The organism is Eubacterium sp. AF34-35BH (genome assembly GCF_003477765.1).
Classification (GTDB): Bacteria; Bacillota; Clostridia; order Lachnospirales; family Lachnospiraceae; genus Eubacterium_G.
Genome location: NZ_QUDZ01000001.1, coordinates 306,836 through 322,885, shown reverse-complemented (window position 1 = coordinate 322,885; position 16,050 = coordinate 306,836). Strand labels below are relative to the sequence as shown.

Below are 16,050 nucleotides of genomic sequence, written 5' to 3'. Positions count from 1 at the left end.
TTCCTCCTAAATCAACTTAAAAACTTAACTATTTTTCTATCTAACCATTCCATAAACAAACAAAATGCAATTTCAAAATCAAGAACTGCTGCAACAGTGTCTGACACTCCTTTAGTTGTTATGAATCCGGTATAATACATCAGATAAAATAAAACTGCTGCCAATATTACATTTTTACATCTGCATACTGTCTTGATTTCTGTGTTGGTATCGTGGTATACTGTAGTTGCTTTTGTTGAGGGTTGACGGCTTCTTAAATTGATGCTGTCAATCTTTTTTTCTTTTATATCTCCCACATATCTATCTTCTATCTTCATTGTTTCCATTGATGAATTTTCTCCTTTTCTCTAATTTAGTTTCTTCACTTTCGTTTTCTGTTTTTTTCTTTACAGTTGTATTCCATTTGGTGATTTCCATTGTGTCATTATCTGCATATTTCAATATATTTTTGATATAGTCTTCCTTATATTCTTTTCCTCCTATTTCTTCGGCTAGTCTGATTGCTCCAACTGCTGCTATAATTCCCTCTGCCAGCATTTCTTTCGGAGAACCTGTTATGTTCATCTCACTTCTCTCTACGTGTATCATTCTTCTTCCTCCCATAAATAGTTCTTACCAAAATTCAGCATAAAGTCTTTTCTGTCTCCAATGTTCTCCTCAAAGTATCTCTGCGCCATCTTTTTATATTCCAAGTCCTTTTCTCTGTTCTTGTGTGGGCTGTTTTTTCCTCTGTGATGCTCTGCACACAATGGCAGATAAAATTTGAATATGTCTGAATACTTCTTTTGGAATGAACCAAAGAATACATGGTGACACTCTGCGTATGGACTTCCACACTCAATGCAGTATTCCATTGAATCTACTAAATTACTTTTCATCTTTGACATTGGTACTCTCTACAAATGCGCTCCTGACGGAGCAGCTACGGTTACTACTTAACTAAACAAAATATTAAAAAACTAAAAAGGATTTTATTATGAAAAACACTTAACAATTGGGTTTTGGTTATGTAGCTGCTCCTTCAGGAACGCACTTGCTTTCTCCTTTCTGCCTTTTGGCTTTTTTCGTGAATAAAAATATTTTCCTTATGTCCTTAGACTTGTTGCTCTATTTCTTTTCTTTGTAGCCAAGTGCATTGGCTGTCTGCTTATTTAATTTTGCTGTAAATTCTTTCTGTTTCTCTTCTGTTAATTCATCCCAGTTATATCTCTGGCCTTTATGATTAACATAGATTATGACTTTCATATTCCATCACTCTCCTTATCTCTTGTTTAATCTTATGTTTTCTTCTGCCTGTCTCTTGCTATGCTGTTTTTCCCGGAGTTTCTTTTGCCATCTTCATTCCAAGCATTACTCCCTGTACTTTTGCCTTATCAATGTCAGACATTTGTTTAATGTTTTCTATCATTTCCCTTACGTCCTGCTTTTCTTCGTTGAATTTGCTTTCACTCATTGGCTTTTCTCCTTTCTAATTCAAGGGGGGGTGTAATTAATTTCTACTTTTTGATAACCTTTTCTGTATAAATTTACAGAAAGGAGGCTTTGCTATGAACATCAAATGTAGTTGTGGCAATTCTTTTTCTTTGCCCCACCATCCGGTGTGTCCTTGCTGCAAGAACCAAATTCCATATGATTTGTTTCTTATGCTATTGGATTTAAATGCAAGAATCACTGAAATTGACTACTATATCAATAAACGTTCAGGTGAAGGGCTTATTAAGCCTTTTACATTTGACATCAACTAATTTGAGTAAGGTTGTATATGTTCCCGCATATACGACCTTATTTTATTTCTTCAAAATCAGTTCCACATATTTGACACAGCAGATTTAACTGTGCAAATGGTATCTTTACTCTTCCGGATTCCCAATTATTAATTGTCTTTTTAGTTACATGCATTTTCTCTGCTAAAGACTTTTGTGTTAATCCGGCTTTCTTTCTTATTTCAGATATTTCCATTTGATGCCTCCTTCCTTTTTTTGGGGAACAGTTTCCCATTCCCCCTTATATAATCATCTGGCACCATCAGATGTTTATATTGCTCTTAATCTACTACATGATTTGAACTTTATTGAGACCAAGCTGTTAGCTGAATCTGAAAATAAAACCTATCAATATTACGAAACCACCATATGGAATCCAAATACTGATTTGTATTCTCATTTTTTTACTACTCCACAAGGTCTTGCATATGTTCAGCAACGTCAAAACAGCACCATTAACTTTTGGGTTCCATATTCCTTAACAACTCTTATCGCATTATTGTCACTAATACTAAACTTACTGCGACTATAATTTGTGTAATTACTAATGCCAGTATCTTTACATTCATTCCTGCCAACTTTCTTTCATGCTTTATGTAATACTTTTCCAATTTCTTAGACTGTGTCTGCAAGTTGGCTATTACCATATCCTGTGTATCTGTCTTTGCCTGATACTCTTTAATTCCCATCACATTCATTGCGAAATAGAGAGCATTTTTCTTTATTTCATCTTCCTCTTCCTGGTACATTTCTTCCAAATATCTGCCGTATGTGTGAAGTGCTGCCATATCTTCATACATGCTTTTTACTTCTCTTTCCTTTTCATATATTTTTTCTCTCATTTGCTTTATCTCCTTCCTTAGATGTTTCATATTGCCTGTTACTTTTTCCCTTTGTATAATTTACTTACAGGTGTTCCAGCACCGAGTAACTTTATAGGAGGTGACAAACAATGATGAAAACATGCCCTTTTAAAAATCAAACTTCACAGATTTCGGATAACGCATGTACTACAACTTGTGCTTTAAACATCAATAACAAATGTGCCTTTACTGTTATTGCCGAAAATTCTTCATCAAAAGATGCTGAGCATTCTAAACAATTTCTTTAAAAATTCTCTACATAATTGCTTAGTGTTAGGCATAAGGCAATCATTTTCTCTGTTTTCTTACTGATATGATTGCCTTTTTCTTTTTCTAAGGCTTTTATTGTTTTGTTGCTCACTTCTTTAAAAATTGCTTCTAACTTTTCTGTTATTTCAATCTTTTTCATTTTTCTCTCTCCTTCCTGATTTGCTTTTACTCCTTTTAAATGTTATATTTTTCTTACCCATATAGGGCAGGAAAGGAGTTGATCATTTTGACCAAACTTTTGATTTTGCCCCGTTCCCATAATTAGGGGATTCAAGCAGATATAACAGCGTCGTGCTCGTCCACGTTAAAAGACAGGAGAACTGAACTCGTTAAAATTCCACTGTTATACCTGCTCCCCTTCTTCCGTCAACTAATGGGCTACTAATCTTTTTTACATAATTACAGCAGAACTAAAACTGCTTAAGTGACGGAATACTTTAAGAAACATTTGGCGTCATCAGATGTGGCGAAAGCCTGCGGAGTATATTGGGTCAACAAATTTAGCATTTAACTGTTAGGAATGACGCTCCTAGCAGTTTTTTGTTTTCTCCACTTCTCTCTCCTTTCTGTCGCCTTTTTGTTTCTTGTATTTACATCATACGTTCTTTAATTTACTTTGTCAACAGTTTTTTGTATCTTACAGAAACATTTTTTGTTGATTTTCGAATTTACTATGGTAAAATAGAATTAAGAATTAAAGGAAGGAGGCTAAAATATATGACTATACAGGAAAGAATTAAAGAATTAAGAAAAAATATGCTAGGTCTTTCAATGGAAGCCTTTGGTGAAAAGTTAGGAGTTCAAAGAAGCGCTGTTAATCGTTGGGAAAAGGGCGTGAACAATATTCCTGAAAGCATGCTTAAAGCTATCTGTCGTGAATATCATGTCAACTACTTTTGGCTGACGGAAGGTGACGGTGAGCCTTTTGTGGATTTACCGGAAACAACACTTGATGAGCTGTGTGTTGAATATGAATTAGATGAGTATGAGAAATCCATCATCTTTGAATATTTGAAGTTATCCAAAGAAGAAAGATCAGTTATTAAAAAATACATTTCAAATATAAAAAAGGAGCATTAACGCTCCTTTATAAAAAAATGATGTGTGATTTTGAAAATTTCATTCAACTGCTGCAAGTTGTTCATCTTGTTGAGCATTTGAATGATTTGTTTCTTAATTTTTTCTTTCTCCATTTGCTTGTCCCCTTGTCTAGTTTTTCTTTCATTTTATCCAATATTTGGGAATAAGCAATAGGTTTGAGTCATTCGTCCAAATATATGGACACTTATGTAACTATTAACATTTCGGTTTAGTTTTGTGCTATTCTGAATACAAGTCGGATATTTTACAGTGAAGTGCCTTTGAAATAATATTGAGTTCATCTAACGTTGGTGAATTCTTTTGATTTTCTAAGTTGTTAATTGTAGACTTAGACAACCCAGTAAGACATGCAAGTTGCCTACAACTTAACCCTCTTGCTGTGCGCATTTGCCATATAAGTATTTCCATATCCATTCCCTTTATCATTTGTTAATATAATTCTTAATAAGATTATACTTGATTTATTGGAGATTTTTACTGGAAATATTTGGTAACTATACCGTTATCAGTTTACTATTTAAACGAGGTAACAATATGAAAACAATTAAAAAAAGTTTTTTACTAATTTGCTTTGCTCTATTTTTAACTGGATGTGGTGGAAAATCTACAGATTCAGATATTTCTGATGACACTATTGTTTATATTACTAATTCTGGAACTAAATATCATGAGGAAGGTTGTCGTTATTTAAAACATAGTTCAATTGAAATATCTCTAACAGATGCTATTGATGAGGGTTATGATCCTTGTAGTGTTTGTTCGCCACCTACTGAATAACTAATAGCATATCGGTGACTTCACCGCAATGGTAAATAAAAAGAGCCAGCCCATACAAGACCAGCCCAGAGATGATACAATCATCATAAATCGCAACTAGATTGTACCATTAAAAATAGCATCTGGTCAAGTATGGCTAGGTGTTATTTTTATACACTTATATACATAAAATTTTAAGGGAGTGGTACAATCTATGAAAACAGGAGCACTATATATACGAGTATCAACAGATGATCAGACAGAATACTCTCCTGATGCACAAATACGTCTTGGGCTTGACTATGCCAAAAAGAACGGAATAGTTATTCCTAAGAAATTTATTTATCAGGATGATGGTATTTCAGGACGAAAAGCAAAAAACCGACCTGCCTTTCAGGAGCTTATAGCAACAGCCAAAAGTGACGAACATCCTTTTGATGTTATTTTGGTGTGGAAATTCAGCCGTTTTGCCCGAAATCAGGAAGAAGCAATAGTTTATAAGAATTTGCTCAAAAAAGCGGGTGTTGACGTTGTTTCAGTGTCAGAACCTATTCCTGATGGATTTATTGGTGAACTTGTGCAACGTATCTTTGAATGGATGGATGAATATTACTCAATTAATCTTTCCGGAGAAGTTATGCGTGGAATGACTGAACGTGCTTCAAGAGGTGGTTACAATTCAGATCCGCCACTTGGTTACAAAATGCATGATGGTGTCCCGGTAATTAATCCGGACACTGCTCCAATAGTGGAAAAGATATTCGACTGGTACGTCAATAAACAAATGTCTTTTTGGGAGATAGCAAATGCGTTGAATCTTCTTGGCTATAAAACCAAACGTGGTGGCAAATTTCAAAACCGAACAGTGGCTTACATTATCAGAAACGAATTTTACAACGGCAAAATCATTTGGAATAAAACGGATCATGCAACACGCAGGATTAAAGATAAATCAGAATGGGTGGTTACTGAAGGCACACACGAAACATTTATTCCTGAAGAATTGTTTAATGCAGCGCAGGAACGTGACAAATCAACCTATCATGCTAAAGGTAAACGACCAACAAGTACATATAAGCATTGGCTTTCAGGTATTCTTGTGTGTTCTGCGTGCGGGCAACGTCTTGTTAGATGTTCAACCAGCAAAAAGGGCAACACTTATTTTCAGTGTACAGGATACAATCATGCAGCCTGCACAGTATCACATGCAACTAATGAGTTTGCTCTTAAGCCTGCTATTTTTGAAGCACTGGATAAAGTTATTGCCACCGGTGAAGTAACTTATGAAATTCACTCTTCAAATAATGACGATAATAACGAGAAAAAACTTATTGAAGATAAACTAAGCAGACTTGTTATGAAAGAGGAACGAATAAAAGAGGCATATAGAGACGGAATAGACACATTAGAGGAATACAAAGCCAATAAAGAAATACTTGCAAATGAACGTACAAATTTAAACGCTATGCTTGAGCAATGTTCTGCTGCTACACCTGACGATATTCAAAACAAACTCATAGAAAAGATACGCTCGGCAAAAGAGATTATTGAATGCGAAACATCAACAGACGTTCAAAAGCATGATGCTCTTGCCAGTGTAGTGGAAAAAATCGTCTACAACAAGAAAGAAGATTCAATTTCCATGTTTTTCTACATAAATGACTAAGCAAAAAAACACCCGCAATCCCTTTATTTATCGTGGGTTGCGAGGTGTATTATACGTTGTTGATGTATGGTGGTCCTGATGGTGAGGCTAGCGCAGCGTTCAGATATATGTCTCAGAAATTCACTTTTAAAAATCCTAGAGTTGCAGGACTTTTAAATGATATAGCATGTGAAGAACTTTCACACCTTGAAATAGTGGGAACTATCGTTCACCAGCTTGTTAAGGACTTACCTTGCGATGAAGTTGACACAGCCGGATTTGAAAAATACTACGTGGATCATACTCTTGGCGTATGGCCTCAATCTGCCGGTGGTGTGCCTTTCACAGCTACTGAATTTCAGTCATCAGGAGATCCTATTGCTGACTTAGTAGAGGATATGGCTGCCGAACAGAAAGCAAGAAAAACATACGATAACATTTTATCTTTGGTAAAAGATTGCGAAGTTGCTGATCCAATTAAATTTTTAAGAAAAAGAGAAATCGTTCATTTCCAAAGATTTGGTGAAGCTCTCAGAATGGTTACTGAAGAAATGGATAAAAAGAATTTCTACGCAGTTAATCCTAGCAGTTGTATAAAAAGATAAGCTATAAATTAATTTTCAAACTATAAACTGCATAAAAAGATAAGTAGTAAATTAACTTTCAAAGTCATAAGATGTATAAATATAATGGTATAATCTAGTTTAAGTTCATATTATATGAACTATAACGGTTCTAAGTTTTGCGTTTCAGTAAAGCTTAGAGCCTTTTTTTTATTGCACAAAAAACCACATGAACTTAATCATGTGGTTTAAAACTGGCCCACAAGGATTCGAACCTTGAAAATGCTGGAGTCAGAGTCCAGTGCCTTACCATTTGGCGATGGGCCAATGTCTCGCGACAGAGAGTATATTATCACAATGTCGGAAACAATGCAAGCACTTTTTTTATTTTTTTTCTTGTCCTGCTAAATAATTTGCAAATTGCTGTGCTGTTCTACCTGAAATTCCACCATGGCTAAGTTCCCACTTGTTTGCTTCTGCCTTAATTTCGTCATCAGAAAGTTCAACACCTAAACGTCTACACAATTTAATTGCAATTTCAAAATATTCTTTTTGACTTGGTTTAGAATAATTAATTGTCACACCAAATCTGTTAACCAATGATAATTTTTCTTCCATTGTATCTGATTTGTGTATACCATTATCAACCTGAACATCGCTTCTGTCGTTCCATGTTTCTTTTATTAAATGACGTCTGTTTGATGTAGCATATATTAAAATATTTTCAGGTTTTGTTTCCACGCCACCTTCAATAACCGCCTTTAGGAATTTATATTCAATTTCGAATTCTTCAAATGATAAATCATCCATGTAAATAATAAACTTGTAGTTTCTGTTTTTTATTGCTGCTATTACATTCGATAAGTCCTTAAACTGATGCTTATATATTTCAATCATTCTAAGGCCTTTGTCATAATACTGGTTGACAATAGCCTTAATACTTGTTGACTTACCTGTACCGCTGTCACCAAATAGAAGGCAGTTATTTGCCTTTCTCCCTTCCACAAAAGCTTCTGTGTTATCAACAAGCTTTTTCTTTTGAATTTCATAGCCAACTAAATCATCCAGCATTACCTTATCCATATTATTAATTGCATGGAATTTGAAAGGAACTGTATCCGTTATTCTGAATGCCTTATTCAAACCAAACATTCCAACACCATAATCCTTATAGAAATTTGTAACATGCTCAAAAAATTCTTTTTCATCTTTTGACTGTTCAAGCTTCTTACTTAATGTTCTTACTTTTTCGCTTACATTTTTGTTATACATTAATTCAGGTTTTCCAATTGCCTTATAATTTGATAACTGTTTAAAACAATCAATTCCTAAATCTTCTTCCATCGATGTAAAATCATAATCGAATAAAGCTTTAAACTGCTTAAAATCATTTTCAGCAAAATGATTTACGCTTCCATTATTTGCACCAATTTTTTCACAAGTTAAGCTAAAAGGATTTTCATCTGTTATTAACAAATATGTAAGATAATTGTGCCATAAATTATCATCAAAGCCATAATCTGTTGACACTTCTAAAATTCTTTTAACCTGACAATATAATTCGGTGATAATTTCATCTTTCTTATAATCTGTTTCCTTATATTTTCTTATAATATCACTCAATTTCATTAAAATTGAATCTTTATCCATATCACCATATATAATTAATTTTGATACAATATTATACATTTCTTCGCCTCATTCTTTTCTATTGATTTAGATATACTTCTCCCTATTATTTATACAAAATGCATATGTGCATATTAATTTTTCTGCCCATAAATGCATATATATCCGTTTATAAATTTGTGAATTTAAAGTAATAGAGGTCAGCATACGCCGACCTCTTTACAATAATACGCATCTTCGCAAATACGTACATATTAAACTGCTATTTATAGACTTCCGTGGAATGTTCTACTAATAACATCATCCTGCTGTTCTTTTGTTAACTTAATGAAGTTTACAGCATATCCTGATACACGGATTGTAAGCTGAGGATAGTTTTCTGGATGTTTCTGAGCATCTAATAATGTATCTCTGTTTAATACATTAACGTTAAGATGATATCCTCCTTCTTCTGCATATCCGTCTATTAAAGAAACTAAATTATCAACCTGTTTTGCACTTGCTGCCATTTTAATTACCTCCTATTTCTCTTTTTCTAATAGTTTAATTCTAGATTCTCTGAATCCCTCAAGCACTATTTTCTTTGCAGCCAACGCCATCTCTTTTGTGGCTGGCTCTATATTTTCCAATGGATATTCAATACCTAGTTCCTTGTACTTTTTCTTTGCCATATCATGGTAAGGCAAAATATCTAATGCTTTTACCATCTTTAACTGACCAATAAAAAGTCCAAGTTCATATAAATATTTCTTATTAATAGTTATATGTGGAACTACAACATGTCTTATCCAAATCTTTATGCCTTTTTTATCTAGGTAACGGGCAAAGGCTAAAATATTATCATTTGGCTGTTTACATAATTTCTTATGTTCTTCCGGATCAATATGTTTAATATCCAGCATAACCAAATCCGTTACCGCCAGTAGTCTGTCTACCTTTTTCAGATATTCCGGATCATCAGGTTTAAAAGTTACACCTGATGTATCCAGACAGGTATTAATTCCTCTTCGGTGTGATTCTTCAAACAGTTCTGTTAAGAAGTCTATCTGTACCATTGGTTCTCCACCTGTTGCAGTGATTCCACCGGTTTTATAAAAAGGACGTTTCTTCTCATACTGTTCAAGAATTTCATCTACTGTCATCTCTGTTCCACCTGCCATTGACCATGTGTCCGGATTATGACAATATGCACATCTCATAGGACATCCCTTAAAGAAAACTACAAATCTTACTCCTGGTCCATCTACTGTTCCACAACTTTCAATTGAATGAATTATTCCTGTTGTCATTCTGAATTTCCTCTATTTTTAATAATTACTGCTGTAATTTGATAAGATCATCAATGTCTAATCCTAAATCATCAGCATCTAAATCACCTGTGAATACCTGGCAATCCTTACCAAGAGCATCTGGAACTACTGTAAATGTATCTGAGATACCATCTCTAGCGTTTTCAAATGGAATCTTAGCAACTGATGCAAGTGATGATACAGCACCGTGTGTATCTCTACCATGAAGTGGGTTAGCACCTGGTGCAAATGGCTGTCCAGCCTTTCTTCCGTCAGGTGTGTTACCTGTATTCTTACCATATGTTACGTTTGATGTAATTGTAAGAATTGACTGTGTAGGAACACTATCTCTGTATGTGTAGTTCTGTCTTAAGTAACCCATGAACTTGTCAACGATCATTACTGCAAGACTATCTACTCTATCATCATCGTTACCATATTTAGGGAAATCTCCCTCTACTTCGTAATCTACTACAAGACCATCTTCATCTCTGATAGCCTTAACCTTAGCATACTTAATAGCTGAAAGTGAGTCAGCTACTACTGAAAGTCCTGCAACACCTGTTGCGAACCATCTCTTAACGTGAGCATCATGTAATGCTAACTGAATTCTTTCATATGAATATTTATCATGCATGTAGTGGATAATGTTAAGAGCGTTTACATATACTCCTGCTAACCACTTCATCATGTCTTCATATCTATCCATTACTTCATCATAATCAAGATATTCTGCTGTAATTGGTCTGTACTTTGGTCCTACCTGTACTTTTGTCTTTTCATCAACACCACCATTGATAGCGTATAATAAACATTTAGCAAGGTTTGCTCTAGCTCCGAAGAACTGCATTTCTTTACCAATTCTCATTGGAGATACACAACAAGCGATACCATAGTCATCACCATTGTACTGTCTCATTAAGTCATCGTTTTCGTACTGAATTGATGAGTAATCAATAGAAATCTTAGCACAGTACTTCTTGAATTCTTCTGGAAGTCTTGTTGACCATAAAACTGTTAAGTTTGGTTCTGGAGCTGCACCTAAGTTTTCTAATGTATGAAGATATCTGAATGATGTCTTTGTTACCATGTGACGTCCATCGATACCTACACCACCGATTGATTCTGTAACCCAAACTGGATCACCAGCGAAGATTGAGTTGTATTCTGGAGTTCTTGCGAACTTAACGCATCTTAACTTCATGATGAAGTGATCGATGAATTCCTGAATCTGTTCTTCTGTGAATGTTCCGTTTGCTAAATCTCTCTGAGCGAAGCAGTCGATGAATGTTGATGTACGTCCAAGTGACATAGCTGCACCATTCTGTTCCTTAACTGCTGCTAAGTATCCAAGGTATAACCACTGAATAGCTTCCTGTACGTTCTGAGCTGGTCTTGAAATATCGAATCCGTAAATCTTACCTAATTCCTTTAATTCTTTAAGAGCTCTAATCTGTTCTGAATATTCTTCTCTATCACGAATAACGTCAGGTCTCATTTCTGTTGGTGTAGAAGCCTTCTGTGCTTCCTTGTCAACGATAAGTGTATCAACACCATATAAAGCAACTCTTCTGTAGTCACCGATGATACGTCCACGTCCGTAAGCATCAGGAAGACCTGTTACGATATGGTTTGTTCTACATGTTCTGATTTCTGGTGTGTAAGCATCGAATACACCAGCGTTATGTGTTTTTCTATAATTTGTATAAAAGTCTACAACTTCAGGATCTACTTCATATCCGTTGTCGCTACAAGCCTTCATAGCCATACGGATACCACCGTTTACCTGTAAGCTTCTCTTGAAAGGCTTATCAGTCTGGAAACCAACGATAGTTTCTTTGTCTTTATCTAAATATCCTGCACCATGTGATGTGATTGTTGATACAACCTTTGTATCCATATCAAGAACACCACCAGCTGCTCTTTCTTTCTTCTGAAGATCAAGTACCTGATTCCATAAATCTGTTGTGTTCTGTGTTGGTCCTGCTAAGAAGCTAGCATCACCATCATATGGTTCGTAGTTCTTCTGGATAAAATCTCTGACGTTGATTTCTTTTTCCCAAGCGCCGTTTTTGAATCCTTTCCATTCTTCTCTCATCTCTTTTTTTCCTCCTAAAAATAAATGTAAAGCTTAATAATTTATTTAGTGAATGACTAACGAAACGTAAGTAAATCTTCTACGGTCTTTCTCTTTGGAGCAACCGGTTCTTCATCAGGATAACCTACAGCAACTAAAGCCATAAGCTTCTGTCCTTCCGGAACTTCTAAGATTTCTTCTGCCTTGTTAATGTCATACAAGCCCATTATAACTGTCCCCAAGCCTCTCTCGTGAGCTGCCAAACACAATGTCTGTGTAGCAATTCCATTATCAAATGCCTGCCAGTTATCTTCACGAACAGTAGAATAACTACCGTCTCTTTCAAAGCCCGAGCGTTTGTCAACAATTGTAGTTGCAATTATTGCAGGTGCTGTATTAATATTCTTCTGATTAAAAGGATAATCCTTGCAACCTTCCTCTGCCAATCTGGCTTTGACTTTAGGGTCCGTTATGGCAATATAACGGGTAGTCTGTGTGTTTTTCCAAGATGGAGCAAATGAAGCAGTTTGTACTATATCTTCAAGAACATCTTTTGTAACTTCCTGTTCCTTAAACTGTCTAATGCTTCTTCTTGTTTTTATGCATGTAATAGTATCCATAAGTTCACCTCCATTATATTCTAGTTAGTATAACGTGATAACTTAATGACTTGTGCGTCGAATAAACGCAGTAACACACATAAAACGTCATTTTCACTAACTGTGAATAATATAACACTTTATAAATGGTTTTGCAATCATAAAACGATGAATATTTTGTTAATGCAAATTTCTTTTTTTCACTATGTAAATAGTGCAAGATTCTTCAATAAGTGTTAGTATTTCTGCATATGCTTACTTTACAATTTTAATTATAAAGAATTTATTTTTTATTTCTGTTGCAATTGCAACTTTTTTATTTTTTTGTTATATTTTTTCTATATAAATTTTGTAAGATTATACATAATTATTTAGAATAATTATTCACATTAATGTATTTTTATGAGGTGATTTATGGAAAAAAGTAAACTTTTTTATAATATAAGCGAAGAATCTCAGACTTCAATGATGCATTGTTTTCATTCAACTACGAAAAAGTATTCTAACGGCGAGATTATTTCCTTTTTTGCCAGCGATAATAAAGGCATTGGTATAGTTGAAAGTGGTTCAGCGTGCGTAGTCGACATTCTTCCTAACGGTTCCAGAACAATTTTAGAGAATTTAAATGAAGGGGATATTTTTGGCGGACTTTTTTATTTTCATGTTCCCAAAGACACTATTACTGTTGAAGCCACTGATTCATGTTTAATCAGATACATTGATTACGAACATTTAATAAAACGTTGTGAAAAAGCCTGCGCACACCACAGCCAACTTGTAAGTAATGTTTTGTTAATGATTCAGGATAAGACCAAGCAAATATGTGAGCATTTGGAAGTTCTCAGCCAACGTTCCATTAGAGAACGTATTCTATGCTATTTTGAAATCCTGGCAAGACAAAATAATTCCAAAACTTTTGAATTACCTTTTACCAAAAGTGATATGGCAGACTACTTGTCCGTAGACCGAAGTGCCATGAGCAGAGAATTACAGAAAATGCGAAAAGATAAGCTTATAGAAGTTTCAAAAAGAAAGATTACATTATTGTAGAAAGTTTTTGTATAAACATTCAATTGTGTATCCCTAGGGAAACATTTCTTATTAAATAGAGAAAAGATTCTACGTGTTCTAATTTAATCAAATTATATCAGCATTAGATTTTTCATTCTAATTTTCTGATACATTTTATAAATTTAAGAACTAAGTAGAACCTTTTCTTTATTATTAGTACGTCTTCAACTTACTTTTTAAATATTTAATTTTATCAGAATGTCTTAACTTACTTTTTATATTCTTGATTTTTATCAGTTTGTCTTCAGCCTAACTTTGTATATTTTTATCAGTATATGTTAAGCTTAACTCTTTGTTTTTCGATTTTATTTTAAATCAATTGACTTAACTTCATCTTTTTCAGGGAATATTGCATTAAGTATAATTCCTACTAAAGCTGCAACTGCTAAACCTGAAAGGCTAATTGTTACACCATCGACTGTAAATGTTGCTGCACCTGCGTCACTAAAGTTAATTCCTAAAGCACATACAAATATTACTGCTGAAACAATTACGTTTCTTGACTTCTGGAAATCAACTCCGGCTTCAACTACGTTTCTTACACCGATTGCCGCAATCATTCCGTAAAGGATAAATGAAATACCACCAACAATTCCCATTGGCATAGCATTGATTACTGCTGCGAACTTAGGGCAGAATGAAAATACAATTGCAATATATGCTGCAATTCTTACAACTCTTGGATCGTATACTTTTGATAAAGCAAGAACACCTGTGTTTTCTCCGTATGTTGTATTTGCAGGTCCACCGAATAATGATGATAATGATGTTGCAAGTCCGTCACCGATTAAAGTTCTGTGAAGTCCCGGATCATTGATATAATCTTTTCCAACTGTTGCTCCGATAGCACAAATATCACCAATATGTTCCATCATTGTTGCAATGGCAATTGGAATCATTGTTGTTAATGCTGTTGTGATTTTTGCTGTGTCAGCATAATCTACACCACCAAAAATTGTCTGACTCCAGTCAATAGGAAAACCAATCCAAGCTGCTTTTGCAATAGAGTCTGTGTCAATTGGTGTAATCCAGCTAACACCAAATCCATTACCGAAAATCAAAGCGATTAAATATGCTCCAACTACTCCTAATAAAATAGGAATAATCTTTGTCATTCCTTTTCCCAAAATATTGAAGAAAATTACAATTGCCAATGCAATAATAGCAAGTGGCCAACATGTTACACAGTTATTTAGTGCTGATGGTGCCAAGCAAAGACCAATTGCAATAATAATAGGTCCTGTTACAACAGGTGGGAATAATTTCATAACTTTTGAAACACCTATTAACTTAATACATAATGCAAGCACTAAATACAGCAAGCCTGCAAAAACTACACCTAAACATGCGTATGGTAACATTTCTAAATTTGCAGAACCATCTTTTGCCATAGGTGCTACTGTTGCATATCCGCCTAAGAATGCAAATGATGAGCCTAAAAATGCAGGAACTTTAAATTTTGTTAATAAATGAAATAATAAAGTTCCAAGACCTGCCATTAAAAGTGTTGTTTGAACATTAAGTCCTGTTAAAAGTGGTACTGTTACTGTTGCCCCAAACATGGCAAACATGTGCTGAAAACCAAGAACGCCCATTTTGCCGTAACCTAATTTTCTTGCATCATATACCGGTTCCTTACCGACATTGATTTTTTCTTTTGACATTGTCAAAATCCTCCCTTATACATTTTGTCATTGGTCCTATTCCGTCTCCGTCCTAAAATACCTTAAACGGTTCAATTCTATCAAAATACAATTACTATTTCAATATAATAATTTAAGGATTTAATCTTATATAATTAGAATTTAATTTTATAATGACAATTTAGATTTAAGCTTACTAGGGATGCTCTTTTTGATTTTTCTTTTATTTTGCTTTTACTTCCAATGTAAATGATGAAGATGTCCTTCCATCTGCATTCCTGCAAAATTATTTTGTCTTAAACTTTCGTATAAAACAATTGCCACTGAATTTGCCAGATTCAAAGAACGAATTTCAGGATTCATTGGGATTCTGATGCACTGTTCTTTGTTGTCTACCAAAATTTCTTCAGGAATTCCTGCACTTTCTTTTCCAAACATAATGTAATCATCTGGACCAAATTCCACATCTGAATATCTTTTTGGTGCTTTTGTAGTTGCATACCAAATTTTTGCATTTGGATTCTGCTCTACAAAATCGTTGTAGCAATCATAAATTGTAACATCCAAATCGTCCCAATAATCCATGCCTGCTCTTTTTAATGATTTCTCGTTAATTCTGAACCCCATTGGTTCTATAAGATGCAGCTTTGTGCCTGTGGCACAACATGTTCTTCCTATATTTCCTGTATTTTGTGGGATTTCAGGTTCTAATAAAACAATATTCATATATTCTTCTCTCCAACATTATTTTGACTAATGCACACTTTCATTTGTAATAAGA

23 protein-coding genes and 1 tRNA gene are annotated in these 16,050 nt (G+C 34.4%); 7 read left to right on the top strand and 17 right to left on the bottom strand.

The window, feature by feature from the left end; genetic code table 11:
- Positions 1-11: 11 nt before the first annotated feature.
- From DWZ69_RS01480 to DWZ69_RS11995, 5 genes are all read right to left on the bottom strand, one after another.
- Positions 12-326 carry a hypothetical protein gene (locus tag DWZ69_RS01480; RefSeq protein WP_118435781.1) on the bottom strand — a complete coding sequence of 105 codons (315 nt, stop codon included), beginning with the start codon at positions 324-326 and terminating at the stop codon, positions 12-14.
- Positions 301-588, bottom strand: a complete 288-nt coding sequence (locus DWZ69_RS01475; protein ID WP_118435779.1) for a hypothetical protein — start codon at positions 586-588, stop codon at positions 301-303. Before DWZ69_RS01475 ends, DWZ69_RS01480 begins: the two co-directional genes overlap by 26 nt.
- On the bottom strand, positions 585-887 hold the full coding sequence (locus DWZ69_RS01470) for a hypothetical protein (protein WP_118435777.1): 303 nt from the start codon (positions 885-887) through the stop codon (positions 585-587). Before DWZ69_RS01470 ends, DWZ69_RS01475 begins: the two co-directional genes overlap by 4 nt.
- 220 nt (positions 888-1,107) lie before the next feature.
- Positions 1,108-1,245 carry a hypothetical protein gene (locus tag DWZ69_RS12000; protein ID WP_158573342.1) on the bottom strand — a complete coding sequence of 46 codons (138 nt, stop codon included), beginning with the start codon at positions 1,243-1,245 and terminating at the stop codon, positions 1,108-1,110.
- 58 nt (positions 1,246-1,303) lie between these two features.
- Positions 1,304-1,453, bottom strand: coding sequence for a hypothetical protein (locus DWZ69_RS11995; protein WP_158573341.1), 150 nt, complete (start codon positions 1,451-1,453; stop codon positions 1,304-1,306).
- A 94-nt stretch (positions 1,454-1,547) separates the two neighbouring features.
- Between DWZ69_RS11995 and DWZ69_RS01465 the strand changes: the two genes are divergently transcribed.
- Entirely contained in the window at positions 1,548-1,745 is a 198-nt protein-coding gene (locus DWZ69_RS01465) for a hypothetical protein (protein ID WP_118435775.1), read from the top strand.
- A gap of 37 nt (positions 1,746-1,782) precedes the next feature.
- Here the strand turns inward: DWZ69_RS01465 and DWZ69_RS01460 are convergent, their stop codons facing one another.
- Together DWZ69_RS01460 and DWZ69_RS01455 are read right to left on the bottom strand one after the other, a co-directional pair.
- The gene (locus DWZ69_RS01460) at positions 1,783-1,959 is read right to left on the bottom strand and encodes a helix-turn-helix transcriptional regulator (RefSeq protein WP_158573340.1); all 177 of its coding nucleotides are present in this window, start codon (positions 1,957-1,959) and stop codon (positions 1,783-1,785) included.
- A 292-nt stretch (positions 1,960-2,251) separates the two neighbouring features.
- On the bottom strand, positions 2,252-2,605 hold the full coding sequence (locus DWZ69_RS01455; RefSeq protein ID WP_118435771.1) for a hypothetical protein: 354 nt from the start codon (positions 2,603-2,605) through the stop codon (positions 2,252-2,254).
- 110 nt (positions 2,606-2,715) lie between these two features.
- On the opposite strand from DWZ69_RS01455, the gene DWZ69_RS11990 reads away from it, so the two are divergent.
- Positions 2,716-2,874 carry a hypothetical protein gene (locus tag DWZ69_RS11990; RefSeq protein WP_158573339.1) on the top strand — a complete coding sequence of 53 codons (159 nt, stop codon included), beginning with the start codon at positions 2,716-2,718 and terminating at the stop codon, positions 2,872-2,874.
- Here DWZ69_RS11990 and DWZ69_RS11985 read toward each other — a convergent pair.
- On the bottom strand, positions 2,871-3,035 hold the full coding sequence (locus DWZ69_RS11985) for a hypothetical protein (RefSeq protein ID WP_158573338.1): 165 nt from the start codon (positions 3,033-3,035) through the stop codon (positions 2,871-2,873). The genes DWZ69_RS11990 and DWZ69_RS11985 overlap by 4 nt on opposite strands.
- Positions 3,036-3,613: 578 nt before the next feature.
- On the opposite strand from DWZ69_RS11985, the gene DWZ69_RS01450 reads away from it, so the two are divergent.
- Positions 3,614-3,976: a helix-turn-helix transcriptional regulator gene (locus DWZ69_RS01450; RefSeq protein ID WP_118435769.1), complete on the top strand. Its 363-nt coding sequence runs from the start codon at positions 3,614-3,616 to the stop codon at positions 3,974-3,976.
- A 240-nt stretch (positions 3,977-4,216) separates the two neighbouring features.
- Here DWZ69_RS01450 and DWZ69_RS01445 read toward each other — a convergent pair whose 3' ends face one another.
- Entirely contained in the window at positions 4,217-4,405 is a 189-nt protein-coding gene (locus tag DWZ69_RS01445) for a helix-turn-helix transcriptional regulator (protein ID WP_118435767.1), read from the bottom strand.
- 126 nt (positions 4,406-4,531) lie between these two features.
- On the opposite strand from DWZ69_RS01445, the gene DWZ69_RS01440 reads away from it, so the two are divergent.
- From DWZ69_RS01440 to DWZ69_RS01430, 3 genes are all read left to right on the top strand, one after another.
- Positions 4,532-4,774, top strand: coding sequence for a hypothetical protein (locus DWZ69_RS01440; protein ID WP_118435765.1), 243 nt, complete (start codon positions 4,532-4,534; stop codon positions 4,772-4,774).
- A 193-nt stretch (positions 4,775-4,967) separates the two neighbouring features.
- Positions 4,968-6,419 carry a recombinase family protein gene (locus DWZ69_RS01435; RefSeq protein ID WP_118435763.1) on the top strand — a complete coding sequence of 484 codons (1,452 nt, stop codon included), beginning with the start codon at positions 4,968-4,970 and terminating at the stop codon, positions 6,417-6,419.
- Positions 6,420-6,481: 62 nt separating this feature from the next.
- Positions 6,482-7,003 (top strand): manganese catalase family protein, encoded by a 522-nt coding sequence (locus DWZ69_RS01430; protein WP_118435761.1) that lies wholly within the window; start codon positions 6,482-6,484, stop codon positions 7,001-7,003.
- Between the two features lie 212 nt (positions 7,004-7,215).
- Here the strand turns inward: DWZ69_RS01430 and DWZ69_RS01425 are convergent.
- The 6 genes from DWZ69_RS01425 to DWZ69_RS01400 form a co-directional block, all read right to left on the bottom strand.
- Positions 7,216-7,288, bottom strand: a tRNA-Gln gene (locus tag DWZ69_RS01425).
- Between the two features lie 57 nt (positions 7,289-7,345).
- Positions 7,346-8,650 carry an ATP-binding protein gene (locus tag DWZ69_RS01420; RefSeq protein ID WP_118435760.1) on the bottom strand — a complete coding sequence of 435 codons (1,305 nt, stop codon included), beginning with the start codon at positions 8,648-8,650 and terminating at the stop codon, positions 7,346-7,348.
- A 206-nt stretch (positions 8,651-8,856) separates the two neighbouring features.
- Positions 8,857-9,099, bottom strand: coding sequence for an autonomous glycyl radical cofactor GrcA3 (gene grcA3 / locus DWZ69_RS01415; RefSeq protein ID WP_117999408.1), 243 nt, complete (start codon positions 9,097-9,099; stop codon positions 8,857-8,859).
- A 12-nt stretch (positions 9,100-9,111) separates the two neighbouring features.
- Positions 9,112-9,879, bottom strand: a complete 768-nt coding sequence (gene pflA, locus DWZ69_RS01410) for a pyruvate formate-lyase-activating protein (RefSeq protein ID WP_117999407.1) — start codon at positions 9,877-9,879, stop codon at positions 9,112-9,114.
- A 25-nt stretch (positions 9,880-9,904) separates the two neighbouring features.
- A complete protein-coding gene (gene pflB / locus DWZ69_RS01405; RefSeq protein ID WP_117999406.1) occupies positions 9,905-11,977 on the bottom strand; it encodes a formate C-acetyltransferase in 2,073 nt (690 codons plus the stop codon).
- Positions 11,978-12,033: 56 nt separating this feature from the next.
- The gene (locus DWZ69_RS01400) at positions 12,034-12,576 is read right to left on the bottom strand and encodes a nitroreductase family protein (protein WP_117999405.1); all 543 of its coding nucleotides are present in this window, start codon (positions 12,574-12,576) and stop codon (positions 12,034-12,036) included.
- A gap of 393 nt (positions 12,577-12,969) precedes the next feature.
- Here DWZ69_RS01400 and DWZ69_RS01395 point away from each other — a divergent pair, with 393 nt between their 5' ends.
- Positions 12,970-13,605 (top strand): Crp/Fnr family transcriptional regulator, encoded by a 636-nt coding sequence (locus DWZ69_RS01395; RefSeq protein ID WP_118435758.1) that lies wholly within the window; start codon positions 12,970-12,972, stop codon positions 13,603-13,605.
- A gap of 326 nt (positions 13,606-13,931) precedes the next feature.
- On the opposite strand, the gene DWZ69_RS01390 is transcribed toward DWZ69_RS01395, so the two are convergent.
- Positions 13,932-15,290, bottom strand: a complete 1,359-nt coding sequence (locus tag DWZ69_RS01390; RefSeq protein ID WP_117999403.1) for a uracil-xanthine permease family protein — start codon at positions 15,288-15,290, stop codon at positions 13,932-13,934.
- Between the two features lie 213 nt (positions 15,291-15,503).
- The gene (locus DWZ69_RS01385; protein ID WP_117999402.1) at positions 15,504-15,995 is read right to left on the bottom strand and encodes a tRNA (cytidine(34)-2'-O)-methyltransferase; all 492 of its coding nucleotides are present in this window, start codon (positions 15,993-15,995) and stop codon (positions 15,504-15,506) included.
- Positions 15,996-16,050 lie beyond the last annotated feature (55 nt).